Annotated in this window: 23 protein-coding genes; 7 read left to right on the top strand and 16 right to left on the bottom strand. The window is 65.3% G+C overall.

All coding sequences use genetic code 11. The features are described 5' to 3' along the window. Window positions 1–18: 18 nt before the first annotated feature. From AC51GT_RS00685 to trhO, 3 genes are all read right to left on the bottom strand, one after another. A complete protein-coding gene (locus AC51GT_RS00685; RefSeq protein ID WP_496327989.1) occupies window positions 19–1,383 on the bottom strand; it encodes an N-acetylmuramoyl-L-alanine amidase family protein in 1,365 nt (454 codons plus the stop codon). A gap of 281 nt (window positions 1,384–1,664) precedes the next feature. Further along, complete coding sequence (locus AC51GT_RS00680; protein WP_496323466.1) at window positions 1,665–2,678, bottom strand: CobW family GTP-binding protein; 1,014 nt, start codon at window positions 2,676–2,678, stop codon at window positions 1,665–1,667. Window positions 2,679–2,686: 8 nt separating this feature from the next. After that, the gene (trhO, locus tag AC51GT_RS00675; protein WP_496327547.1) at window positions 2,687–3,544 is read right to left on the bottom strand and encodes an oxygen-dependent tRNA uridine(34) hydroxylase TrhO; all 858 of its coding nucleotides are present in this window, start codon (window positions 3,542–3,544) and stop codon (window positions 2,687–2,689) included. Between the two features lie 18 nt (window positions 3,545–3,562). Between trhO and AC51GT_RS00670 the strand changes: the two genes are divergently transcribed. Together AC51GT_RS00670 and AC51GT_RS00665 are read left to right on the top strand one after the other, a co-directional pair. Continuing rightward, window positions 3,563–4,276 carry a hypothetical protein gene (locus AC51GT_RS00670; protein ID WP_496327546.1) on the top strand — a complete coding sequence of 238 codons (714 nt, stop codon included), beginning with the start codon at window positions 3,563–3,565 and terminating at the stop codon, window positions 4,274–4,276. An 82-nt stretch (window positions 4,277–4,358) separates the two neighbouring features. Beyond that, on the top strand, window positions 4,359–4,907 hold the full coding sequence (locus AC51GT_RS00665; protein WP_496327545.1) for a DUF4190 domain-containing protein: 549 nt from the start codon (window positions 4,359–4,361) through the stop codon (window positions 4,905–4,907). A 6-nt stretch (window positions 4,908–4,913) separates the two neighbouring features. Here AC51GT_RS00665 and AC51GT_RS00660 read toward each other — a convergent pair whose 3' ends face one another. The 9 genes from AC51GT_RS00660 to AC51GT_RS00620 form a co-directional block, all read right to left on the bottom strand. Further along, entirely contained in the window at window positions 4,914–5,288 is a 375-nt protein-coding gene (locus AC51GT_RS00660) for a hypothetical protein (protein ID WP_496324084.1), read from the bottom strand. A gap of 69 nt (window positions 5,289–5,357) precedes the next feature. Beyond that, window positions 5,358–5,993 carry an LON peptidase substrate-binding domain-containing protein gene (locus AC51GT_RS00655; RefSeq protein WP_496327544.1) on the bottom strand — a complete coding sequence of 212 codons (636 nt, stop codon included), beginning with the start codon at window positions 5,991–5,993 and terminating at the stop codon, window positions 5,358–5,360. Between the two features lie 65 nt (window positions 5,994–6,058). Beyond that, on the bottom strand, window positions 6,059–6,913 hold the full coding sequence (locus tag AC51GT_RS00650) for an SDR family NAD(P)-dependent oxidoreductase (protein ID WP_496327543.1): 855 nt from the start codon (window positions 6,911–6,913) through the stop codon (window positions 6,059–6,061). Window positions 6,914–6,967: 54 nt separating this feature from the next. Further along, a complete protein-coding gene (locus AC51GT_RS00645; RefSeq protein ID WP_496327542.1) occupies window positions 6,968–7,531 on the bottom strand; it encodes a type 1 glutamine amidotransferase domain-containing protein in 564 nt (187 codons plus the stop codon). Between the two features lie 423 nt (window positions 7,532–7,954). Further along, a complete protein-coding gene (locus AC51GT_RS00640; RefSeq protein WP_496323459.1) occupies window positions 7,955–9,526 on the bottom strand; it encodes a GMC family oxidoreductase in 1,572 nt (523 codons plus the stop codon). Further along, the gene (locus AC51GT_RS00635) at window positions 9,523–11,031 is read right to left on the bottom strand and encodes an aldehyde dehydrogenase family protein (protein ID WP_496327541.1); all 1,509 of its coding nucleotides are present in this window, start codon (window positions 11,029–11,031) and stop codon (window positions 9,523–9,525) included. The genes AC51GT_RS00640 and AC51GT_RS00635 overlap by 4 nt, the downstream gene beginning before the upstream one ends. Then, the gene (gene betT / locus AC51GT_RS00630) at window positions 11,028–13,208 is read right to left on the bottom strand and encodes a choline BCCT transporter BetT (protein ID WP_496327540.1); all 2,181 of its coding nucleotides are present in this window, start codon (window positions 13,206–13,208) and stop codon (window positions 11,028–11,030) included. The genes AC51GT_RS00635 and betT overlap by 4 nt, the downstream gene beginning before the upstream one ends. A gap of 232 nt (window positions 13,209–13,440) precedes the next feature. Then, entirely contained in the window at window positions 13,441–14,208 is a 768-nt protein-coding gene (locus AC51GT_RS00625; RefSeq protein WP_496327539.1) for an SDR family NAD(P)-dependent oxidoreductase, read from the bottom strand. Window positions 14,209–14,352: 144 nt separating this feature from the next. Continuing rightward, the gene (locus tag AC51GT_RS00620) at window positions 14,353–15,912 is read right to left on the bottom strand and encodes an adenylate/guanylate cyclase domain-containing protein (RefSeq protein WP_496327538.1); all 1,560 of its coding nucleotides are present in this window, start codon (window positions 15,910–15,912) and stop codon (window positions 14,353–14,355) included. 253 nt (window positions 15,913–16,165) lie between these two features. On the opposite strand from AC51GT_RS00620, the gene AC51GT_RS00615 reads away from it, so the two are divergent. Next, window positions 16,166–16,699: a VOC family protein gene (locus AC51GT_RS00615; RefSeq protein WP_496327537.1), complete on the top strand. Its 534-nt coding sequence runs from the start codon at window positions 16,166–16,168 to the stop codon at window positions 16,697–16,699. On the opposite strand, the gene AC51GT_RS00610 is transcribed toward AC51GT_RS00615, so the two are convergent. Then, a complete protein-coding gene (locus AC51GT_RS00610) occupies window positions 16,696–17,280 on the bottom strand; it encodes a TetR/AcrR family transcriptional regulator (RefSeq protein WP_496327536.1) in 585 nt (194 codons plus the stop codon). The two genes, AC51GT_RS00615 and AC51GT_RS00610, sit on opposite strands and share 4 nt — an antisense overlap. Window positions 17,281–17,394: 114 nt before the next feature. On the opposite strand from AC51GT_RS00610, the gene AC51GT_RS00605 reads away from it, so the two are divergent. After that, on the top strand, window positions 17,395–19,170 hold the full coding sequence (locus AC51GT_RS00605) for an acyl-CoA dehydrogenase (RefSeq protein WP_496327535.1): 1,776 nt from the start codon (window positions 17,395–17,397) through the stop codon (window positions 19,168–19,170). Window positions 19,171–19,253: 83 nt separating this feature from the next. Further along, window positions 19,254–20,030 carry an SGNH/GDSL hydrolase family protein gene (locus tag AC51GT_RS00600; RefSeq protein ID WP_496323451.1) on the top strand — a complete coding sequence of 259 codons (777 nt, stop codon included), beginning with the start codon at window positions 19,254–19,256 and terminating at the stop codon, window positions 20,028–20,030. 160 nt (window positions 20,031–20,190) lie between these two features. Here the strand turns inward: AC51GT_RS00600 and AC51GT_RS00595 are convergent, their stop codons facing one another. After that, window positions 20,191–22,125, bottom strand: coding sequence for an oxidoreductase (locus tag AC51GT_RS00595; RefSeq protein WP_496327534.1), 1,935 nt, complete (start codon window positions 22,123–22,125; stop codon window positions 20,191–20,193). A 258-nt stretch (window positions 22,126–22,383) separates the two neighbouring features. Here AC51GT_RS00595 and AC51GT_RS00590 point away from each other — a divergent pair, with 258 nt between their 5' ends. After that, entirely contained in the window at window positions 22,384–23,439 is a 1,056-nt protein-coding gene (locus AC51GT_RS00590) for a zinc-dependent alcohol dehydrogenase family protein (RefSeq protein WP_496327533.1), read from the top strand. A 24-nt stretch (window positions 23,440–23,463) separates the two neighbouring features. Further along, entirely contained in the window at window positions 23,464–23,901 is a 438-nt protein-coding gene (locus tag AC51GT_RS00585; protein ID WP_496327532.1) for an SAM-dependent methyltransferase, read from the top strand. Between the two features lie 107 nt (window positions 23,902–24,008). On the opposite strand, the gene AC51GT_RS00580 is transcribed toward AC51GT_RS00585, so the two are convergent. Continuing rightward, the gene (locus AC51GT_RS00580) at window positions 24,009–24,614 is read right to left on the bottom strand and encodes a DUF1707 SHOCT-like domain-containing protein (protein ID WP_496327531.1); all 606 of its coding nucleotides are present in this window, start codon (window positions 24,612–24,614) and stop codon (window positions 24,009–24,011) included. A 104-nt stretch (window positions 24,615–24,718) separates the two neighbouring features. Further along, window positions 24,719–24,883: an SRPBCC family protein gene (locus tag AC51GT_RS00575; RefSeq protein ID WP_496327530.1), complete on the bottom strand. Its 165-nt coding sequence runs from the start codon at window positions 24,881–24,883 to the stop codon at window positions 24,719–24,721. Between the last annotated feature and the right edge of the window lie 101 nt (window positions 24,884–24,984).

Here is a 24,984-nt window from a genome sequence, read left to right as displayed (position 1 = left end):
TACGGGTCAGGGGAGGTCTCAGATAGGTAGTTTGCCGCCAAATAGCTCGTAGACGACCGAGAGCATCGCCTCGAGGACCTGGGATGCCACATCATTGCCCTGCGTGGCCAACAAGCCTGCGATCCCCTCGGAATCCTCGGCTTCGAGCAGCGAGCTGATCAGCGGTAGAAGCGACTGCAGACCGGTCAGGTCGATACCTTCGGACTCCGGCGACGTCGACGGTGCCGTCGTTCCGTTCTCACTACCGAGCGGCTGGCTGGGCAGTCCCATGCCGGGGGCGACCGTACGTGTCGGTGTTGCAGTCTTGGGCGCTGCGGTCTTGGGCGCCGCGGCGGTCGGCGTCGCGGCCTTCGGTGCGGGCGCCGTGGTCGGGGTGCTCGGCGCTGCCGAGGTCCGGGCCGCCGTGGTCGGTGCCGGCGCGGCCGGTGCCGGCGCGACCGGTGTGGTGGCGGCGGGCGCCGCAGTCGTGGGGGCCGCAGCCGTGGGCGCGGCCGGTGCCGGTGCCGGGGCACCCGGCGCGGGAGCGGCCGGGGCGGCAGTGGTCGGCGCAGCAGTGGTCGGCGCAGCAGTGGTCGGGGCGGCAGGCGCGGTGGCTGCATCACCGGTCAACAGGAACCGGATCATTCCGTCGATCAGGCCGATGGCGTACTTGAGCTGGCCATCGGGGCCGGTCAGCGCCGCGGAATCGGCGGGATTGGACAGATTGCCCAACTCGACGAAGACGTTCGGGACCTTGGTGAGGTTGGCCGCGGCGACGTCCGTCCTGGTCTGCAGGCCGTCCTGCGCACCGGCGTAGTTCGCCGGGGCCAGCCCGGCATCCTTGAACGCGTCCCGCATCAGCCCGGCGGCCTTGAGCCCGGGGCCGGATTGCACCTGCTGGACCGTCGCGTCGGGAAGCGGGAGCTGCGGAACGATGATGTGGAAGCCACTCTTGGTCTCGTCGACTCCGGGCGAGGTGGAGTCGGCGTGGACATTGACGGCCATGTCGGCATTCGAGGCGTTGGCGGCGTTGATGCGCTCATCGATGCACCCGCCCCAGCCGGTGTCGTCCTGTCGGCTCAGGACCACCTTGGCGCCCTGGCTTTCCAGGCCGGCCTTCACGAGCTGGGAGATGTCCCAGTTGACCTTGTGTTCGGCGACGCCGTTCGGGCTGGTGGCGCCGGTGGTCTGGCAGGCCTTGGTGCCGCCCCGGCCGTCGGGTACCTGCTTGTTCAGGTCCTGCCCCGCCGACGAACCCTGATGTCCGGGGTCGATGAAGATCGTCTTTCCGACGAGCGAATCACCTTGCGGAGGAGTCGGCTCGGCTGACGCCGTCGTAGGCATCGCGATCAGCGAAGCGGCGAGGGCCAAGGTGGTGAGCCCGGCGACGCGCATGTTCTTCATGGTCACGGTGTTCCTTTCGCGTGCGCCGAAAAGGGCCGGCGCGACCTTCGGACCGTTCGGTTGCGGGTGGGGGTCCGGCCAGGACTCGACTCGGGCGACAGCCCCGCAACTCCAGTCACGAATTTCACTTCCGTAACAGTGAACCAGTCCTTGAGACTTTTGGGAAATGGGTGATGGATACGCCGGAAACCGATGCCGGGTCGTGACCGAGGCGATGCGCAATCGTTCGGTCAGCGGGCCCACCGGCCGCGCAATCGGCAGGTACCCTGCCGCGCCCGGGCCTAGCGCTGGTAGCGGGTGATGCCGAGCATCGACTGCTCGTCGACATCGCCTGCGGCACGGCATCCACCGAGCCCCGAAAGCGTTTGTGCCTCATCGATGCCCGCGCCGATGATGACCAGTTCGGTGCGCCGCGACTCCCCCGGCTCCCACTTCTGCGCGTGCACGCTGACGTAGTTGCCGACGGTGTGGACGAGGTATTTGCGCCGATGGCCCACGACATCGAAGTGCACGAAACCTTTGATCCGGAACACTCCGGCCGGTGGTTGTTCCAGGAACGCCGCCAACGCCCGCGGGTCCATCGGGCCCGGCTCGGTGAAGGTGACGGCCTGATAGTCATGATGGAGATGGCCGCAATGAGCGTCGTCCTCGATCAGCAGCTCGTCCAGACCCAGCTGGCGCGGACCGTCGTCGGATACCTGGCGCGGTTCCATACCGGTCAGCAACACCACATCGACTGCGGAGTCGCGTGTCTCGATGATCGGGGCGGTCGGATTGCAGCTACGCGCCACCTCGCGTGCTACCGCGATCACTTCGGGGCCGGCCAGATCGACCTTGTTGAGCACGATCAGGTCGGCCAGTGCCAGATGCTGATCGATCCGGGCATGCCGGGCACGGGTGCCGGCGTGATTCGCGGTGTCCACCAGATACACCAGACCCCCGTATTCAACACGAGAATTGGTGCTGCCCACGACCATTCGGATCAGGTTGCGCGGCTCCGCAAGGCCACTGGCCTCGACGACGATCAGGTCCAGTCCCGCCTTCGGCGCCGTCAACACCTCGAATGTGGCATCGAGTCCGTCATCGTCGATCGTGCAGCACATGCAGCCATTGCCCAGCGAGACAGCTCCGTCGACCTGACCGGCCACCAGCATCGCATCGATGTTCACGGACCCGAAGTCGTTGACCACCACACCGATTCGCAACCCCGAACGGGTACGCAGCAGGTTGTTGAGGAGTGTCGTCTTGCCGGCGCCGAGAAATCCGGCGACGAGCAGAACCGGTATCCGCTTCACGCCCCCGCTCATACCTCCGCGCCGGCCTGACACTGCCGGCAGACCACCACCAGTTCGCGACCTCCCGGATCCGGGTAGTTCGCGACGTTCTTGGTCTGGGCGCCACAGCGGGTGCAGGCGCCGATGACCTTCGCGTGGTCGGAGAAATCCAGGCTCATCCGTTTGTCGAACACGTACAGCGAGCCGTCCCAGAGACCGTCGTCGCCGAACTTCTCGCCATATCGGACGATGCCGCCGTCGAGTTGATACACCTCGTTGAAACCGCGATTGCGCATCAGCACCGACAACACTTCGCAGCGCACCCCGCCGGTGCAGTAGGTGACCACCGGTTTGTCCTTGAGGTGGTCGTATTCGCCGCGCTCGATCAGGTCGATGAAGTCGCGGGTCGTTTCGGTCGGCGGTACGACGGCATCGCGGAAGCGGCCGATCTGGGCCTCGAGATGGTTGCGGCCGTCGAAGAAGACCACGTCGTCACCCCGCTCGGCGACCAGGTCGTGCACACCCTCGGGGCTCAGGTGGGTGCCGCCACCGACCACTCCGGATTCGTCGACCTGCAGTTCACCGGGGGCACCGAAGGTGACGATCTCGGGGCGCACCTTCACGCTCAGCCGAGGAAAGTCGTCGCCGAGTCCGTCGGACCACTTGATGTCGGCATTCTTGAACGCCGGATAGGCCCTCGTGCCGTGAACATAGCGTTTGACCGCGGCGATGTCGCCGCCGACCGTGCTGTTGATCCCGTGCTCGGAGATGATGATCCGGCCCGTGACCCCGACCGCTTCGCATAATGTGTGCTGCCAAAGCCGTATTGCCTCGGGGTCGGCGATCGGCGTGAAGACATAAAAAAGCACAATCTTGGGTGTCGACACACAGGTAAGGGTACGGACATGGGGAAATCAGCGATCGGGATGGTGCTGGCGTGCGCCGCGGCGATCGTCACCCTCGGGGGGTGTTTTCCCGAGGACGGGCCGACCACCAAGGAATTACCACCCACCGACACGTTGTCCACCGAGCGGCCGACGTCCACAACCACCACCAGCAGCGGTTTGACGACCATCGCGACCCCCCGATCAGACGCGCAGACGATCGGCGGGGTGATCGGCCTCGCACCACGGGTGGACAACACCGATTTCCACGAGGCGGCCCCCGCCGCGGGCGGACCGATGCAGGACACCTCGCAATTCCACTTCAGCACCGCGGACGGTGGCGTGCACTGCTCCACCGTGGAGCGCGACACCGCCACCCTGGCGTGTGATGTGACCGGCGGGGACGCCCGGCCCGAACCGGGCCCGACGCCGACGGGATGCACCTGGCAGGGCGGCTACGTCGTCCTCACCGAGACGTCGACGCAGGGCACCTGCACCGACACCCCCTGGGTCTGGGTCAGCAGCGAACCGTTGTTGTCCGGCTCGGCGATCTCGATCCGCAACTTCCAGTGCCTGGCCACACCCACCGGCCTGTACTGCGTAAATACCAGGTCAGACAATGGTTTTGCCGTGCGGGACGGGGCGTATCGGGCGATCTCGGCCGCCGACCCGGCACCGGCGGCACTGACCGAGATCCCGGCCCCAGCCCAGCCGGCTGCCGTCCCGACCGGCTGAACCAGGAACGGCGATAGACTTCATCGCAATCACATGCGGCCTCGGCCGGAGGCGAAGTTGACGTCCGTGAAAGGTGAAGGTCATGACCTATCCCCCGCCGTACGACCCGAACAACGATCCGCTCCGCAAACGCGACGACAACTCCGAGGGCCAGGGCGGCGGCACGCCGACCCCGGGCGAGGAATACCAGCAGCCCGGCTACCAGCAACCCGGCTACCAACAACCCGGCTACCAGCAACCCGGCTACCAGGCGCCGGGATACCCGCAGCCCGGATACACGCAGCCCTACGAACAACCCGGTTACGGCTATCAACAGCCCGGCTACCAGCAGCCCGGCTACCCGGCGGCGGGCGGCTACGGCTATCCGGTGAACCGGGAGACGAACTCCAACGCCATCATTGCGCTCGTCTGCGGTATCGCCGCCTTTGTGATCTGCGGGCTCGGCGCGATTCCGGCGATCATCTTCGGCAACAAGGCAATCGACGAAATCAACGCGTCGGGCGGTACCCAGGACGGGCTCGGGATGGCCCAGGCCGGACGGATCATCGGCTGGGTCGCCGTGGCGCTGTGGGCGATCGGCATCGCCCTGTTCGTGGTCCTGCTGATCGCGGCAGGGGCGTCGTCGAACTGATCCGACTCAGGTCAGCAGCAGCGCACCGCAGATGATCAGTGCGACGAACTTGATCACCTCGAAACCGATGTAGACCAGGTGCGCCCGTGAACCCGCGCCGCTCTCGTCACCCGCCAGCACGCGGTCCGAGCGTCGGGTCAACGCCGGACGGACCGCGGCGACCTGGATGATCAGCGCTCCGATGGCGACCGCGGCGGCGACCACGGCAGCCGATGTCGGTGATCCGATGATCAGCCCGGCCACCACGGCCACGGCCAAGACCACTTCGGCCATGTTCAACGCTCGGAACACAAGTCGTCCGATACCGAGCCCGATACGCAGCGTCACCTCCGGCGCCCGAAACTTCAGTGGTGCCTCGATGAACGAGATCGCGGACACCATGCCGATCCACACGAATACCGCGCCAGTCGCCACACCCACGTCGCTGTCCCCTATCGCCGTTTGCGGTGACTAATCATCTGGCAGGCCGGAGAATTCGATGACCGCGATCAGGTCGTCGATGGCCTGACACAACTCGATGATCCGCTCCGCGGTGCCCGGCGCCGACAGGACCTTCAGTCGGTCCGCAGGCCCCAGACCGAGCCTGACCGCGGTGTCATAGACCTTGGCGTCGACCGGTCCGTCGCTGTCGAGCGGTTCGACCAGCCGGTCTTCGACGACGATTCCGCGCACCCGGGACAACACCGACGACAGGCCGTTGAGTCTTTCCCGAAGTGGCGCAAGATCTGCCGGGTACGCGATGGGGTCGGTGCTCGGCCACATCGTGATGTCGGCCATCGGATACGGGTTGTCGGGCAGCCACGACTTGACCCGGAAGCGATCGGTGCCCACGCACGTCAGGTGGTAACGCCCATCGGGTCGAGCGATGCATTCTTCGATCTGCGCAAGTGTCCCGACATCGACGCGTTTTTCGCCACCGCCGACCTCACTGCCGCGCGAGATCAGCACGACACCAAAGCTGTTCGTCCCGTCGATGGCCGTACAGTCGGCCACCATCTGGCGGTATCGGTGCTCGAAGACCTGCAGGCTCAGCTTCTCGCCGGGCAGCAAGGCCATTCCCAGCGGGAACATCGGGTGTGCAGTCATCGTTCAAGCATGCCTGGCGAACTCGGCCCGGAACAGTCGGACCGGCCGATCAGGGCACAATGTCCTCACGTCAGGCCCCTACTCAGCAACCTATCGGTTCCGGCGGCGCGGATCGCCGACACCCGCTGCAAAACCCGTGCATACCGCGGCATCACCTCCGCGGGACGATGCCTGACCGCATGGGTGATCCACGATGCCGCCTCGTCCGCCGACAGTGCGGGCAGCCCGTCGTATTCGGCGGTGGGTGCGATCATCGGTGTCCGGATGAGCGGGAAATAGATCGTGCTCACCACGATTCCGTCGGCCGACAGTTCTGTTCCGATGCTCCGGCCGACGATGCTCAGCGCGGCTTTCGATCCGGCGTACGCCGAGAACTTCGGCATCGATCCGGCCGGCACGCCCCACGTCGAGATGTTGATGATGTGCCCGCCACCACGGGTTTTCATACCCGGCAGGAACCCGAGCATCAAACCCACCGGCCCGAAGTAGTTGACCGCCATGGTGCGGCGATAGTCGTGTAACCGGTCGACCGAGTCGATGGCGGTACGCCGGATGGAGCGGCCGGCGTTGTTGATCAGGACATCTGGTGTGCCGTGTTCTGCGAGCACCTCGTCGACGAGCCGGTGGACGTCCGCTTCGTCGGCCAGATCCGCGGGATGACAGTGCGCAACACCGCCTCCGGCGACAACGCGGTCCCGCACCGCGTTCAAGCCGTCCGCACCGCGAGCGACCAGGATGAGTTCGGCGCCCTGGCTGCCCAGAGCCAGCGCGGCCGCCTCACCGACGCCCGACGACGCTCCGGTGATCATCATTTTGCGACCACGAATCGGCGCGGGCGAACCGAGAGCGCCGCCGAGTGAATGCGGACGGGCCAAACCGAAGCGGGCCAGATGCGCGCCGAGGCGCCGGGCGGTCGTCATGACTGCCCACCCTTACACACGCCGTCGGCAGATCGGGCCGAGGCCGGCCCGGGATCAGGACTTGGCGGCCGCGAACTCACGCACCAGCGCGTCGTCGAATGCCGGAAGGTCGTCGGGGTTGCGGCTGGTGATCAGCACGTTGGATCCCTTAGTGCAGACCACGACCTCGTCATCGACCCACTGGCCACCAGCGTTGGCGATATCTGTGCGCACGCTCGGGTACGAGGTCAGGGTCCGCCCGCCGACGACGTCGGCCTCCACCAGCGTCCAGGGCGCGTGGCAGATCGCTGCCACCGGCTTGCCCTCGGTGAAGAACGACGCGATGAACTGAACCGCATCGGAGTCGGTACGCAGGTAGTCCGGGTTGGCGACGCCACCCGGCAGCACCAACGCATCGAAGTCGGCTGAGGGGACCTCTGAGACGACGGCATCCACCGCAAAGGTGTCGGCCTTGTCGAGATGGTTGTAGGCCTGGATCTTGCCCGGTTCCGTCGACACCAGGTGCGGAGTGCCGCCGGCGCTGCGGACCGCCTCCCAAGGCTGGGTCAACTCCACCTGTTCGACACCTTCCGGCGCCACGAGAAACGCGATCTGCTGTCCGTCGAGTTCATGTGCCATGTACTTTTCGGTACCCACACGGCAGCCGTCGCAAACCCATCGCGACCCCGCGCGGCCCGCCTGGTCGCAAGTCGCTGGGCATCGCTTTTCGGTACCGGGTTCGCAGCGCTACACCGCAACACTGGACGTGATGGGGGTCACAGTTTTACGGTGGGGTATGGCTACCAAGACGTATAGGAAGCAGGTCGTCCACAACTGCCCCGTGTGCGGCCAACACATGGAGGTCGAGGTGCATGAATTCCGCACGTTCGGGGGCGATATCCACAAGACCAAATCAGATCCGGTGTGCACGAACCCGCAGTGCTCCGAGCACCAGTCCTCGACCTGATCGAGGGCGCCCTGGCGCAAACGAGCCGGAATTACGAGGACGAGCCACAAGTTTGTGGCTCGTCCTCGTAATTCCGGCTCGTTTGCAGGTGTGGGCTAAGTGCGGGCGGCGCGGATCAGGTCCGCACAACGTTCACCGACCATCATCACGGTGATGTTGGGGTTCACGGTGGTGTGTTCGGGGAACACCGAGGCGTCCGCCACTCGGAGCCCCTGCACACCTTTGACCCGGAGTTCGGGATCGAGCGGCGAGTCGACGTCGTCGACGGCGCCCATCCGAACGCTACCCGCCAGGTGATAGACGGTGTTGTGCGTGCGCCGGATGTAGTCGGCGAGGTCCTCGTCCGACTGGACGTCGACACCGGGGAACAGTTCGGTTCCCGCCCACGACTGCATCGCCGGTTGCGCGACGATCTCGCGGGCACGCCGAATACCGGCGATCATGATCCGCATGTCGTAACCGTCGGGGTCTGTGAAGTAGCGGGGGTCGACCAGCGGCTTGTCGCGGAAGTCCCGGGTCCGCAGCCGGATGAACCCACGCGAGTGCGCATGGGTGACGTTCGGGGTGAGGACAAAGACGTTTTCCGACGTCGGATACCCCTGCCGAACCGTGTGCATGTCAAAGGGCACGGATCCGTAGTGCATCATCAGGTCGGGACGATCGAGACCATCGTCGACGGTGTCGAAGATCCCGATCTCCCACCACTGCGTCGACTCGGTGGGCATGGGCTGCTTCGCTTCCCACGAGATCACGCCTTCGGGGTGATCCTGCAGATGCGACCCGACTCCCGGCGAATCGACCAGGACCTCGATGTCGAACTCCCGCAGGTGATCTGCCGGACCGATTCCCGACAGCATCAACAGCTTCGGTGAATCCACCGCCCCGGCGGACAACACCACTTCGGCGTTCGCCCGGATCGTCTTGGTGCGGCCGAACTGGTTGTCGACCACGTCGACACCCACACAGCGGGTTCCGTCGAAGACGAGTTTCTTGGCGCGCAGCCCGGTCAGCAGTGTGAAGTTGGGCCGATCGGTGATCGGATGAATGTAGGACACCGACGACGACGCACGCGTTCCGTCGGCGCGGCGGTTGATCTGAAAGAAGTTGGCGCCGTGGACGACCGTGGATCCGGTGTTGAACTTCTCGGTCGGGATCCCGGCCTCGGCGGCGGCTTCGAGCAATGCCACACCGCAGGGATCGGCGGGCGGAACGTTCATCAGGTGTACCGGTCCGCTGTCACCGTGGTGCGGATACTGCGGGCCAGCGTCTTCGTTGGTCTCGAGCCGCTTGATCAGCGGCCAGACCGTCTCCTTGTTCCAGCCCGTCGCACCGTATTTCGACTCCCACTCGTCGATGTCCTCGGCGGGCGGCCAGAACGCGATACAGGAGTTGTGCGACGAGCATCCGCCCATCACCCGAGCGCGAGCGTGACGCAGGAACGAGTTGCCGTTCTCCTGCGGCTCGACGACGTAGTCCCAGTCGTAACCGGACTCGAGGAGCTCCATCCACCGGTCCAGTTGCAGCACTTCGGGAATGCCGTGATCGTCGGGGCCGGCCTCGATCAGCGCAACACTGATCGACGGATCTTCCGAGAGTCGCGCCGCCACGGCGCAACCGGCCGAACCGCCACCGACGACGACATAGTCGAAAGCCCGCTCGGTGCTCATTTGCTGCTCTCCGTGCTCGTGTCCTCGAACCAGCCGGTCACGGCCGGTGCGATGTTCTGATACACATGTTTGGCTTCGCGATACTCGCTCAGGCCCGTGGGCCCCAGCTCGCGTCCAACGCCTGATTGACCGAAGCCACCCCACTCCGCCTGTGGGAGATACGGGTGATAGTCGTTGATCCAGATCGTGCCGTGCCGTAACCGGTTCGCCACCCGTTGGGCCTTACCGGCGTCCTGAGTCCAGACCGCACCGGCCAGCCCGTAGACGGTGTCGTTGGCGATTGCCACGGCGTCGTCTTCGTCGGTGAAGGTCTCCACGGTGACCACCGGACCGAATGCCTCGTCGGCCACCACCGACATGCCCCGCTGTACTTGATCCAGCACCGTCGGCAGGTAGTAGTAACCGGCATCGAGATCGGATTCGCCCGATGTGCCGGTGCCGAACTCACCGCCGCACCGCAACCGCGCGCCCTCGGCGACACCCTTGCGTATGTAGGCGTCGACCTTCTCCCGATGCGCTGCCGAGATCAACGGGCCGGTCTCGGCCGAGTCGTCGAACGGTCCACCGAGCCGGATCTGCTTCGCCCGGGCGACCAGTGCATCGGTGAATTTCTCGGCGATACTGTCCTGCACGATGATTCGGGCCCCGGCAGAGCAAACTTGCCCGGAATGCACAAACCCGCCGTTGAGTGCGTTGTCGACGGCGGCATCGAAATCGGCGTCGGCGAAGATCACATTCGGATTCTTGCCACCCAGCTCGAGGGCAACCTTCTTCACCGTCGCCGCCGCCGCGGCACCGATCAGACGCCCGGTGACCAGCCCTCCGGTGAACGACACCATGTCTACGTCCGGATGTTCCGACAGGGCCGCTCCGGCCCGCGGTCCGGTGCCCGTGACCAGATTGGCCACCCCGGCGGGAAGCCCCAGATCGTCGAAAACCCGCATCATCAAAATCGCGGTATGTGGTGTCAGTTCAGCAGGTTTGAGGATGAACGTGCAGCCGGCCGCCAGGGCAGGTGCCATCTTCCACGCTGCTTGCAGCAATGGGTAGTTCCACGGCGTGATCATCCCGCAGACACCCACCGGTTCGTACTGGATGCGACTGACCACGTCATTACTGCCGGCATCGACCAGCCGACCGGCATCCTGCGCCGCCGCGCGACCGAAGTACTCGAAACAGGCTGCGATGTCGTCCATGTCGATTTCGGACTCGACCAGGCGCTTGCCGGTGTCGAGGGATTCGGCCCGGGCGAACTCTGATTTGCGTTCCCGCAGTGCCGCCGCCACGCGCAGCACGAAGGCGCCGCGTTCGGGTGCGGGCACGAGCGACCACCGGCCGTCGTCGTATGCCTGCCGGGCTGCCGCAATCGCCCGCTCGGTGTCTGCCGGACCGGCGTCACTGACCGTCCCGACCAGCTCGCGCGTGGCGGGACATTCGATGTCGCGGGTGCCCCCGTCGGCCGCGGATTCCCACTTACCGTTGATGAACAGGGTTTGTGCGGTCATGACTCCTCTTTGGTGGTCGGTGTGGTGCCTGCTGTTCCGTCTGTGTCGTCTACGACATCGGCCGGGATCGACTCGAAGTCGGTCGACCAATCGAGGACCGGTGCGACGTCGACCGTGGTCGAATCGCCGCCAACGGAGCGATGCAGGAACTCGAGGTGACGTTCATAGTGATCGAGCACATTGCCGATGAGTTGATCCTTGGAGAATCCGAAGACGTCGAACCCGCTGCTGCCGGAGGCCGTGAACACCTCGAGCCGGAAGAACTTGCTCGGGCTCTTCGGTAGCCGTCCATATTGCGGGATCAGGTGTTCGGTCGGATAGACCTGATAGTGGAAGCCCCGCTCCCCCTCATATGCGACATCGAGGTGGTAGGCGTGGATGCCGCACGATTCGACCAGCTGCTCGCCAAACGTCGCTTCCCTTCCGGCAGCGGTCAATTCGTCAGCGACCTCTTGCAGCGCCGGACCGACCACGGTGCTGACGTACCGCTCGGTCGCGGCAGCATCGGGATATCGCACCGACCGCGCTATGCGCTGCCGCCAGTGCAGCGCGGTACCGCCCGCGGTCCGGCTGGACAGCACCTTGGGGATCGACAACCGCGCCGACTCTACCCAGTGTTGTTCCACCTGAAGCGCTTTGAACAACCCCAGCATGATGAAAACGATCACGACGGCAAACGGGACGCCCATGATGATCGTGGCGTTCTGCAACGTGGTGATGCCGCCGATCAACAACATCGCAAAGGTCAGCAGGCCGGTGGCCGCGGCCCAGAAGATCCGCACCCAGGCCGGTCCGTCGGACTCGTTGTCCGGCATCCGCGAACTGAAGTGCGACATCACCAGGGCCCCGGAATCTGCGCTGGTGACGTAGAACAGCAACCCGGTCAACGTGGCGACGACGATCAGGAAGGGCGCGGCCGGATACTCCTCGAGCAGACCGTAGAACGCCTCCTCGGGCACGTTCACCGCTGTCTCACCGAATTCGGTGTTGCCCCCGCGGACCAGTTCGATCGCACTGTTCCCGAAGACCGAGATCCACAGCAGGATGAACAGGAACGGAACGGTCAACGTGCCGAGCACGAACTGCCGGATCGTCCGTCCACGGGAGATCCGGGCCAGGAACAAACCGACAAACGGGGCCCAGGCAATCCACCAGGCCCAGAAGAAGAGGGTCCAGGACGACAGCCATTCATCGGGCCGGTCGTAGGCGAACGTGTCGAGGGTCATGCCGGGGAACCGGCTGATGAAGTCGCCGGTGTTCTGCACGATCCCGTCGAACAGGTATGCGGTGGAACCCGCGATCAGAATGAAGAGCATCAGGCCCACTGCGACGATCACATTGAGCTCGGACAACCGGCGCACACCCTTGTCGATGCCGGAAACCGCTGACACCGTGGCGATCAGGACGGCGATTGCGATCAGTCCGGCCTGCGCCCACGTGCCTCGTTCGATTCCGAATAGTTCATCGAGGCCGACATTGAGTTGTGCCACACCGATTCCCAGGCTGGTCGCCAATCCGAAGATCGCACCGAGCAGGGCGGCGATGTCGACGAAGTTGCCGAGTCCACCCTCGACCCGCTTCCCGAAGATTGGGTACAGGGCCGAGCGGATACTCAACGGGAGATTGTGCCGGTAGGCGAAATAGCCCAGCGCCATACCGATCAGCGCATAGAGCGCCCAGCCGATGATGCCGTAATGAAACAGCGTCCACGTCAACGCCTGTCGAGCCGCTTCTGTTGTCTCACCGTCACCGACCGGTGGCGCGAGATACTGCGTGACCGGTTCGGCGACCGAGAAGAACATGAGGTCGATACCGATCCCGGCAGCAAACAACATGGCCGTCCAGGAGAACAGGTTGTAGACCGGCTTCGAGTGGTCGGGCCCGAGTTTCACCCGGCCCACCGATGACAACGCCGCCCACACCACGAAGGCGAGTACAACGGTCACCAGGAGGATGTAGAACCAGCCGAGGTTGGTGGCGACCCAGCTCACTGCGGTGCCGATGACGTCGTCGGCGCCCTCCTGGTCGATCAGCGCCCAGACGATGATCCCGATGATCCCGACACTGGAACCGATGAAGACCGGCCAGTTCACCGTGACCTTCTGTTGCGATTTGGTCGATGTGTCCGAACCGCCAGGTGGAGCGGGACTCTGCGGGTTATCGGTAAAAATGGCCATAGCGCGTCCTCAAGTGGTTGTTGTCCGAAAGCTTTGTCGGGGTCAAACCAAAATCAGTCTTTGTTTTCTCTGGCAAATCATCGGTTAACAACGTAGCAGTGCGCGTAGTCCGGTTTCCGGGGGTTCGCGACAAGCAACAGGTCAGACCCCACCCCTGGAACAACGATCACATCGAGGTACCGGTGTGATCACGAACCCAGATGCGATCGGTAGTGTCGTTCGCCGTGAAAGCTCAGCGCGGAGCCATCCGAATCGCGCCGTCGAGGCGGATCGTCTCGCCGTTGACATATCCGTTCTGCAGCAACGTCAGCGCCATCCCCGCATAGTCTCCGGGGTCGCCGAGACGCTTGGGGAACGGGACATCCGCGGCAAGCCCTTCGCGGATGTCGTCGCGCAGGCGGGCAAGCATCGGTGTGTCGAAGATGCCTGGGGCGATGGTGTTGACCCGGATACCCACACTGGCGAGGTCACGTGCCGACACGAGCGTCATACCGTGGACCGCCGCTTTGGATGCGGTATACGACGTTTGCCCGATCTGTCCATCGAAGGCCGCGACCGATGCGGTCAGCACGATAGCGCCCCGCTCCCCGTCGATCGGTTCGTTGCGCGCGATGCGGGACGCTGCCAACCGCAGCACGTTGTAGGTGCCGACGAGGTTGACCTCGATGACATTTCGGAAGCTCTCGAGCGAGGCCGGGTTCTTGTCCCGGTCGAGAATCCGCAGCCGGTCTCCGCCGCGGCCTGCGCAGTGCACAGCCCCACGTAGCGGCCCATGGACTTCGGCTGCGTCGAGCGCCTCGGTGAACGACACCTCGTCAGTGATGTCTGCGGGCACGAACAGCGCCGCGTCGCCGAGCCCGTCGGTGGTTGCCGCTCCCTCAGATGTCGCCAGATCCGTGATCACCACTCGCCCACCGCCTTCGACGATCGCAGCAGCGGTCGCAGCACCGAGACCGGAGGCCCCGCCCGTGACGAGGAAGGTGTTGTCTTTCAGTCGCATGGAAGTGCCAGACTCTCTTTCGGAACCGCTGTCAGCGCGAGGTTGTTACTTACCACGCAAACAGGTCATGGCTGGTCGCTTCGGCGGTTCCGCCGAGGTGTCGATCTCCGAATCCTTTTGCGATCGCGCTGACTTCGCCGGCCTTCAGGTGCGGCGGGTGGTTGGGGTCAGGCGTGCCATCCCGCGAAGGATCCACGGCGTCCGCCGCGCCATCATCCCCACGGCGAGGTCCGTTCGGCGCATCGCAGCGCGAGGACCGGGGGTTGAGGTGGACGCCAGTGCGGCCTCGGCAGAACCCGGCCGCGCATCGTGCCGATCGACCGCCAGGAGTTGCCACCTGCCGGGCACACCGCGCAACTCGACGCTGCCACGCAACTCAAAGCTGGTGCCCGAGCCGACGACCAGGTCACGAACGGTACCGGAGACCAGGATGTCCCCGGGGCCGGCCTGGCCGAGGATCCGCGCCGCGATGTGTACGGCGAGTCCCCCGATGTCGTTGTCGAGTAGTTCGCATTCCCCGGTGTGGATTCCGGCGCGGATCTCGATCCCCAGCGTCTCGGAATCAGAACGCAACGCCTCGGCACATCTGATGGCCTGAGTTGGACCGTCGAACGTGACGAGGTGCCCATCACCGGTGCTCTTGACCAACGTGCCGCTGGACCGTTCCGTGACGGCGGCAGTCATCTCACCAAACCGCGTCAGCACCGCGCGCCATCTCTCGTCGCCCGCTGCCGCCGCATGTCGGGTGGAGGCAACCATGTCGGTGAACAACACGGTGCGCAACGCGCGATGGGATTGGGCAGGCGCGGCATGGCCACCGGTGAGAAACTCCTCGATCGCGGCCAAGATCCGGTCGGGACCGGTGACCCAGGGAGCGTGGTCGATGCCGTCGACCTCGAGCCACTGCGCGCCGAGGACGTGGTCGGCGATGTAGCGACCGCATTGCACGGGCATGCAGTCGTCACGAGCGTGAATGACCAAGGTAGGTGAGTCAATCGTCGGCAAGACGGTCCGGATGTCCATCCGAAACACCGATTCCGCTGTAGCCCGTACCATTCCGGGGCTTGCGCTCATCCGCTCGAACATTGCGAGCTGGCGTATCGACCGGGTTGACGGGAACATGCACCTGGCCGCCGCACCGGTGCCCCACTCCGAACGCGTCGCGCGTCCGAGCTCCTGAAGGCGGACGATCTGCTCGGTCGACGGCAGGTAATCCGCGCCGGTGCCGGACAAATCCTCACCGGCATCGGATACGAGGCGTTTTCTCACCTCGGCCGGGTCCCGATCGATGTCGTCCCAACCGGTTGCCATGAACGGGTAGGCGCCGTAGAGGATCAACGCTCGCGTTCGCTCCGGTCGTTTCGCCGCGAACACGATCGAGGCCGTGCCACCCTCGCTCATTCCGAAGAGGGAAGCCTCTCCGAAGCCGGCGGCGTCCATGACGGCTTCGATCTCGGTCACCCGATCATCCAGTGTGCGAACTTTCGCCACCGGGTCCGACAGCCCGACCCCTGCCTTGTCGAACAAGAGGATGCGACAGAACGTGGCGAGCTGGTCGAAGAAGGACTTGAACTCGGGCAGGGTCCAGAACAGCTCGATATGGCTGACGAATGGCCCGACAAAGACCAGGTCGACGGGCCCGTCGCCGAACACCTGGTAGGCCAGACTCAGCTCGCCGCAGGCCGCGTACGAGGTTTCTGGCACGAACCTGATCCTACGGTTCCGGAACGCCACAGACAACGACAGGAGATCGGTCCACGACGTCCCCGACTCGGCCCTGACCACGAAATGTAGTTCTGCACAACGTAATCCGATGCTGAAAGTCTCGCGCGACGCTCTGGTTGCTGCAACCCTCCGGGTGCCGGTGCGCGGCCCGAGCGCACCGAACATAGTCTGAAGTCCCATCGTCCGCGCGCGTCGAGTCCGCCCGCCACCCGAGCCGACCGAAGGAATCCCAATGTCGATCCGAAGCCTGAACCACGCGGTGTTATTCGTTTCCGACGTCAAGCGGAGCGCAGAGTTCTATTGCGACGTACTCGGATTCGAACGGCTGCCCATCGACTTCCCCGGCGGCGCGTTCCTCCGTGGCAGCGGATCGGCCAACGACCACGATCTCGGCCTGTTCCAGGCCTCCGGTCCACGGGCCGCCGACGGTTCGGTGGGCCTCTACCACCTCGCCTGGGAAGTGGAGACCCTGCGTGAACTCGCGCGGGCCCGCGACCGGCTCCAGGCGGCGGGCGCGCTGAGCGGGGCGTCGAATCACGCGGCAACCAAGGCTCTGTACGGAAGGGACCCCGACGGACTCGAGTTCGAGGTCACCTGGCTGGTGCCTGATTCCCGACTCGATGAGGAGCTCGTGCCGGGCGTGGCACCGACCCGCCCCCTGGACCTCGCCGCCGAGATCGAGCGATATGGCGCCGACACCCCAGGCGGTCCCCGGTTGGACCGAGAGCTGATGATGCGGACCATGGCACGTCTGGCCCGCCCCTAACGGACCATCCGCACGGCCAGTTCGCCGTAGGTCTCACCCAAGGCCACCGGATCGCGATGGGTCCGGGTCGGGAACCACCGGCACACGTCGACACAGAGCGACGACAACGCGAGCACCACGTCGTCCGCTGCAGCCACGGTGAACTCTCCTGAGTCGACACCCCGACCGACGATCGCCGCGAGAACCTCGGAGGTGTCGCGGCGGATCGCGGTGATCGTCCGGTAGTGCTCCCGGGTCAGTTCGTGCAGTTCGTACTGCACGACCTTCGCCAATTGGTGGTGCTCGGCCTGCCATCGCGCAAACTCCCGCACCACAGCTCGGAGCCGATCGCTGTCGGAGCGCCCGGGATCGTCCACCGCACGCAGCGCCGTCAGTACACCTCGGTGCCCTTCCAGTGAAATTGCGTACAGCAGTTCTTCTTTCGACCCGAAGTGGGGATACATCGCGGCCGGGCTCAGGCCGAGGCGTTTGGCGATCTCCCGGGTCGAGGTGCCGGCGTAGCCCTGTTCGGCGAATGACGCGATCGCCGCCTGACGGATCCGTTCCGCCGCGGCCGAACCGCTTGCCTTCGTCACAGCCACGTGGCGCCCCCCTCGCTCCCGGCGATCGCAGGCCGGTTGACCCGATCGCACCACCGAGGGCATCATAAGCGAACGCTTAGAAAATAAGCGACCGCTTGGTTTCGAAGGAGTCCCATGGCAGCCCCACTCTCCCGTCGCGACCTCGAGTTCCTGCTCTACGAGTGGCTCGACGTCGAGAAGCTGACGACTCGCGACCGGTTCGCAGAGCACTCTCGGGAGACCTTCGACGCAATCCTGGAACTGAGCGAAGACCTCGCCACCAAGCGATTTGCCCCGGTCAACAAGATCGGCGACCAGAACGAACCGTTTGTCGGGGACGACGGCAAGGTGGTGCTGCCGGACGGCATCGGGGACGGCATCGACGAGTTCGTCAAAGCCGGACTGCTGACGGGCTCGTTCGACGAATCCCTGGGCGGCATGCAACTGCCGACCGTGGTCAACAGGGCGGCGATGGCGTGGTTCCAGGCGGCCAACGCGGCTATGTCGTCCTACACGTTCCTCACCGTTGGCAACGCCAACCTCCTTGCCGAGTACGGCTCCCCGGAACAGATCGACACCTGGGTCCGGCCCATGGTCGAGGGCCGCTACTTCGGCACGATGTGCCTGTCCGAACCACAGGCCGGTTCGTCGCTCGCCGACATCACCACCAAGGCCGAACCGATCTCCGACGGCACCTATCGGATCACCGGCACCAAGATGTGGATCTCGGCAGGTGATCACGAACTATCCGAGAACATCGTCCACCTGGTGCTGGCGAAGGCACCCGGCGGTGGACCCGGGGTCAAGGGGATCTCGCTGTTCGTCGTGCCCAAGTATCTGGCCGACGGCACCCGCAACGATGTCGCACTCGTCGGCCTCAACCACAAGATGGGCAACCGCGCGACCACGAACACCCTGCTGAACTTCGGCGACGGAACACACTCCCCGACAACCGAATCCGGAGCGGTGGGCTACCTCGTCGGCGAAGAGCATCGTGGCCTGTCGTACATGTTCCACATGATGAACGAGGCCCGGATCGGAGTGGGGTTTCTGGCCACCTCTCTGGGCTACGCCGGATATCTCGCCTCGCTCGAATACGCCAAGGTGCGGGCACAGGGCCGTCCCGTCGATCAGAAGGACCCGGCGTCGCGGCCCGTCCCGATCATCGAGCACGCCGACGTCAAGCGGATGCTGCTGGCCCAGAAGTCCTATGTCGAAGGCGCTCTCGCCCTCGGTCTCTACTGCAGCAAACTGGTCGACGAGCAGACCACCAGCGCCGGCGACGACCGGGATCGCGCCGGCCTCCTTCTCGATGTCCTCACCCCCATCGCAAAGAGCTGGCCGTCCCAGTGGTGCCTGGAGGCGAACAGCCTCGCGATCCAGGTCCTCGGCGGCTACGGGTACACCAAGGAATTCGACGTCGAGCAGTACTACCGCGACAACCGCCTGAACCCGATCCACGAAGGCGCACACGGAATCCACGGACTCGACCTCCTGGGCCGCAAAGTCATCATGCAGGGCGGAGCCGGGCTCACGCAGCTCGCCGAGACCATCGGTGACACCATCGACCGTGCCGCCGACAACGGTGCCGCCGCCGGCTACGCGGCCGATCTGCAAACCGCTCTGGACCAGTTGGTCACCACGACCACCACCGTCTGGTCCGCGGGTGATCCCGCGCTCGCCCTGGCCAACGCAACTGCCTACCTCGAGGCCGCCGGCCACATCGTGATCGCCTGGATGTGGCTCGAACAGTTATTGGCGGTCGACGCCAAGACCGGCGACTTCTACGACGGCAAACGCGCTGCGGCCCAATATTTCTTCCGCTACGAGTTGCCCAAGACCGCCGCGCAGCTATCGCTGGTCGCCTCACTCGACCGCACCACGCTCGATGCCCAGCCGGGCTGGTTCTGACCACCGGCGGTCGGTACACAGAACACAGATGTCAATCCGGTGACGCCACCACCACCGGCGAAGTCGAGAGTTACAGGAGCACAATGCGTTACGTTGCAGTCGGCGACAGCTTCACCGAGGGAGTCGGCGACGAACCCGATGGCGTGAACACCCGCGGGTGGGCAGACCTCGTCGCGGCCGGTCTTGCTGCCGAACACGGCAGTATCGACTATGCGAACCTCGCGATCAGGGGTCGCCTGCTCGCGCCGATCGCGACCGAGCAGATCGACGCCGCGCTGTCGATGGACCCGCTCCCGACGCTGCTCACGTTCAACGGCGGCGGCAACGACATGTTGCGCCGGGGCAGCGACCTGCCGGGCCTCATCGAACTGACCCGTACCGCGGTGCGGCGGTGCCGCGATGCCGGGATCGAGGTCGTGCTGCTCGCCGGCGCGGATCCGTCCGACGGACTGCCCATGCGCGAGACGATCCGCGGACGCGGCGAATACCTGACCACAGAGGTCGCCGCCCTCGCTCATGCCGAAGACATCACGTTCGTGGACATGTTCCACGACAGCGAGATCCGCCGAGCGGTCTATTGGTCCGACGATCGCCTGCACCTGAACCCGATCGGACATCAACGGGTCGCCGCCCATGTTCTTCGCGCACTCGGCGTCCACACGATCCCGGTCCCCGACCGACCCACAGATGCCGACAAACGCCGGATCATCGAGAACATGCGTTTTGTTCGCAGCCATCTGGCGCCGTGGGCAGTGCGACGCCTACGCGGACGCTCCTCCGGCGACAATCGTTGCGCCAAGCACCCGAACTGGGTGACCCTCAACGCCTCCGACCTCCCCTGGTCCGCCAATACCCTCTGACACCCGCTGACGCCGCGGACACCCGACCGCACCCCTCCGTCGAGCGTGCCGATAACGCCGTCGAGCGTGCCAAAGTTGCTGGCGGATAGCCATTTTCGGCACGGTCAACGGGTATTTCGGCACGGTCGGCGGCGGGTGGGGCAGGTCAGGGCAGGTCAGGTCAAATCTGTGCGCCCACCCGGTAGCCCTCGGCGATGGCGTGACTCAGCCGCCGTGGAGTGACACAGTCGCCGATGATGCTGATGCTCTCCCCCGGTACGAGCCCGAACGCCGATTCCGCCACCCGCGGCTGATGCCACACCGTCAGCGCCGGACCGGTCTCGATGTCACCGGCGCCGAACAACGGCCGCAAAAGCACTGATTCCGAGGCGTTTTCGGGCACCACCAACGTGTGGCCGATCCGGAACTCGACGCCGGCTGCACCCAATCGGGTCAACAGCGGTCCGGCACTTTCCGCCGGAACCCTCGTGGCCAGTCCGGTCAACGGCGTGGCCAACGTGACATGCCAGCCCTGCTGCACCAACGCCTCGGCGGCGCTGTAGGCAGGCCAGAAACCGTCACCCTCGTCGTAGACCACCGCACGTTTACCCGGCACGTCCGGGAGTTGGCCCAGCAGAACCTCATCCACCGTGGCCGACGGACGGTCACCGAGCACAACCGGTGGTGCAGCCGCCCGCGAACCGGTGGCCACCACCACGTGATCGGCCATCGTCCGGATCTCTTCGAGATCACCGGCGTCGATGCCGGCGGCCAGGTTGACGTCGACCTTCAGACGCTTGAGTTCGAGTCGCAGGTAGTCGATGGCATCGATGAAGGTCGCCCGATGTGGCGAGGCGGCAGCGATACGCGCCGAACCACCCAGGGCGGGCTCCTTCTCGAACACGGTGACCCGATGACCGCGGCCGGCGGCGACACGGGCCGCCTCGAGGCCGGCTGGTCCACCGCCGATCACGTAGACCTCCTTGACCTTTGGCGCCGGTACGCCCACCCGAGGGTCCCGCCCGCGTCCGACCTCCGCGTTGACCGCACAGTGCAGATGCGGGTCGAATGCCCGGCAGTCCTGGTTGATTCCGAGGCAGCCGCGAATCTCGGTCAGCCGTCCGGTTTCCGACTTCACCGGCAGATCGGGATCGGCGATCAGCGCGCGGGCCATCCCGACCATGTCGGCGTGACCGGATTTGATGATGTGGTCGGCGGTGGCCGCATCCCGGATCCGTTGGCCGACCAACGTCGGCAGCCCCGTCGCCGCTCGGACCCGCGACGCCGACGGCACCGCAACGGCATCCGGATTGGTCGAGTCCTTGACGTACTTGCCACGGGTGCCGTGGGTGATGCTGAAGTAGTCGACCCCGAGTTCGGCAAGGTTCTCCGCGATGCGCACGCAGTCGTCGATGTCCATGCCACCGGGGATCTCCTCTTCCCCACTGAGCCGTACCCCGAACACGAAACCGTCCGGGACCACCGACCGCATCGCCTCGATCACCAGCCGCGGGAACCGCATCCGGTTCTCGAAGGATCCACCGAAGCCATCGGTCCGCTGATTGGTCAGCGGTGACATGAACTGGGCCGGGAGATAGCCGTGTGCGGCGTGGACCTCGACACCATCGGCCCCGGCCTTCACCAGGTTCTCGGTCGAGATCCGCCAGCCCTCGATGATGCTCTCGATCTCCGGCACCGTCAGTTCGTGGGGCGGATAGGCGTCGCGCACGGTCTTGATCGCCGACGGTGCGGACGGCGGCGAATCGGACTCCCCGCCGATGAACTCCCGTCCGAGATGACACAACTGGCCGATGAATCGCGCACCGTGTCGGTGGATGATGTCCGCCTTGGCGGCGGCAGCGGGTACGAACTCGTCGATGTAGGCCTCGACGAGTTTCCTCGACCGCAGGGTCGTCGTGGGGTGCACCACCGTCGCACCACCGATGATCAGACCGACGCCACCGGCGGCGAGCCGCCCGAAATGCTCGGTGTCACCGTGGGTGGGAACGCCGTCCTGCGCCATGCTCGTCCCGGCCGGGAGCGCGACGAGACGGTTCTTCAGGGTCACCTCACCGATCGCAAAAGGCGAGAAGAGATGCGTGAACTCGCTGCTCATGGTCTCTCTTTCGATCATGACTGAGGGCTGCGGTCATGCCGACCCCAGCCGATGCACTAATTGAACTGAACTCAACTCTAGTGCATGGAAGTGGGGTGGGTCACGTTCCCCACCTGCGGCGGCGGGGGCTGCACCGTAGACGTTCGCGCCCGGAGATGGTCAGAGTTCCTAAGACTCTTTCGAACGACACTTCGGCGACGAACAATGGGAAGTGTCCAGCCCTCAACGGGAGGACCGGATACCGCATAGGAGGCACCGATGAAGGCACTCGTGTATCACGGACCCGGCAAGAAGTCGTGGGACGACGTCCCCGACCCGACAATCAAACAGCCGACCGATGTGATCGTGAAGATCGACACGACCACGATCTGCGGCACGGATCTGCACATCCTCAAGGGCGACGTCCCAGCGGTTGTCGAGGGGCGCATCCTCGGCCATGAGGGCGTGGGCACCATCACCGAGGTCGGGGGCGCGGTCACCACGCTGGCCGCCGGGGATCGGGTCATCCTCTCGTGCGTCAGCGCCTGCGGACGATGCAGCTTCTGCAAGCAGGGCGTGTACTCGCATTGCCAGGCCGACGAGGGCGCCCCCGGTATCGGCTGGATCTTCGGCCATCTCATCGACGGAACCCAGGCGGAGTACGTCCGGGTGCCGTTCGCGGAGACCTCGGTGTACAAGCTGCCCGACGGGGTCAGCGACGCCGAAGGTGTGTTGCTCTCGGACATCTTGCCCACCGGACACGAGATCGGGGTGCAATACGGCCGGGTGAAGCCGGGTGATGTGGTGGCAGTGGTCGGTGCCGGACCGGTCGGTCTGGCGGCGATGCTCACCGCAGGCCTCTACGGCCCCTCCCGGATCATCGCCATCGATCTGGACGCGAATCGTGTCACCGAGGCGAAGAAGTTCGGGGCCACCGACGGGGTGGTGGCCGGCGACTCGGACTGGAAAGAACAGGTTTTGGCGCTCACGGACGGACTCGGGGTCGACGTCGCGATCGAAGCCGTCGGCATCCCCGCCACCTTCACCATGTGCCTCGACATCGTGCGTCCGGCGGGAACCGTCGCGAACGTCGGCGTACACGGCACCGGGGTGAACCTCCCGCTGGACACCCTGTGGATCTCGAACATCGACATCTCCATGGGGCTGGTCAACACCAATACCACCGACACGCTGCTGAAGATGGTCGCGTCGAAGAAGCTCGACGCCACACCGTTTGTCTCCCACACCTTTGCGCTGACCGACATTCTCGAGGCCTACGACGTGTTCGGCCGGGCAGCGGAGACGAAAGCGCTGAAGGTTGTGCTGACCACCTGACGCCGAATCATCGGAGCCTCCGGCATGAGCACGTTGTCGCCGCGCCTGGAAGCGATCGTCGGCGCACTCCCCCTCGCGCCGGGGATGCGGGTACTGGAGATCGGTGGCGGCCCGGGAGCCACCGCCAAAGCCGTTGCCGCACGCATCGGCGACGGGCACGTGCTCATGATCGACCGCTCCGCCAAGAGCATCGCCCTGGCCGAAGCGAACGCCGACGCCGAGATCGAGGCCGGCCGGATGAGCGTCCGCCGGGTCGCTGTCGAGGAGTTCGAACTCCTCGCCGGCGAGGACCCCTTCGATCTGGCCTTCGCCGTCCGGGTGGGCGCCCTCGACGGGCGCCATCCGCAGGCCGGGCGGATCGCCCTCGACCGGATCGCCGACGCGCTCACCCCGGCAGGACAGCTGTTCATCGACGGCGGCAACCCGATCAGAGAGCTGGAGCTTCCACCACGGCGCAGGTAGCCCCGGCACCGGCGCCACATGAGCCGGTACGTTGCCAACCGCTGTGACCCTGCCGGCGACGCCCCGGACCAGCCGCTGGTTGGTTCGCCACCGGAACTCGGTTCGGGTCAGGTCGCCCGTTTGATCGTCAGGCCCGACATCGCCGATATGGAGCCGCTGACGTTGATAACCGATCCTCCCGGGCGGATCGGCGGGCCACCTTTGTCCTTCAGGCTCGACCAGCCGGACTTGGCGAGTGCTGAGTAGCGGATCTCCTGATCGGGCCCGATCCGGATCTTGACCGTGCTCGTGGACACCTGCAACTGCACGTTGACCAGCGGTTCGGGAAATGTCGCGTTGGTGAAGTCGAGATCGATGGTGCCCATCGAGCCGGTGATGAGGATGTTCGGCGGAACTGCCCATACGCCCTTGCGTCGCACCGTCTCCCAATCCGCACCAAGGACCACCGGGCCGGCCGGGACCACAGGCTTTTCGACGGGTACCACGGCGGCGACGGACGGCGAGTCGAGGAACAGATGTCCGGCGACCGGCAGGTGCTCGAGTACCGCACGAAGGTCACCTCGAGTTCTCGCCCGATACACCGCTCCCGCGCGGTCCTCGAACTCGACAATTTCCAGATACCCGTCCGAAAACGCGCTGTTGAGCAAAGCGATGGCCCGCTCACGTTCCGGGTTGCCCACCCGCACCTCGTCGTCAGAATGATCCTCGGCCATGCCAGACACTCTAGGAGACCGGACATCGATGCCGCTCCGGCCGAGCCCGGTGGTTCGCTCCGGGGTACGAGAGGCTTCCCTGCGCTGAATTCCGATCTGTGACCTCAGCTCGTCATGAGCTCGTCGATCTGGTTGATCGACACCGTGGCACCTTCGATGAAGCCCATGCCCAGCATCGTCTGGAGGTCTGCTTCGCTGTCGTAGGTGTTGATGTACGTGGCGACGGTCTTGCCGTCCTTCTCGACGAACGTGTACGAGTTCCGGGACACGGGATATCGGTGACCGGATTGAGGTTCGCATCGGCGGCACCGTCGAGGAACGTCAGGCAATCCCTGGATGAACCGTCGCCGAAAACGAAGAAATCCCCTCC

The organism is Williamsia sp. z34, assembly GCF_059553395.1.
This window is presented reverse-complemented; position numbering and strand designations above follow the sequence as displayed.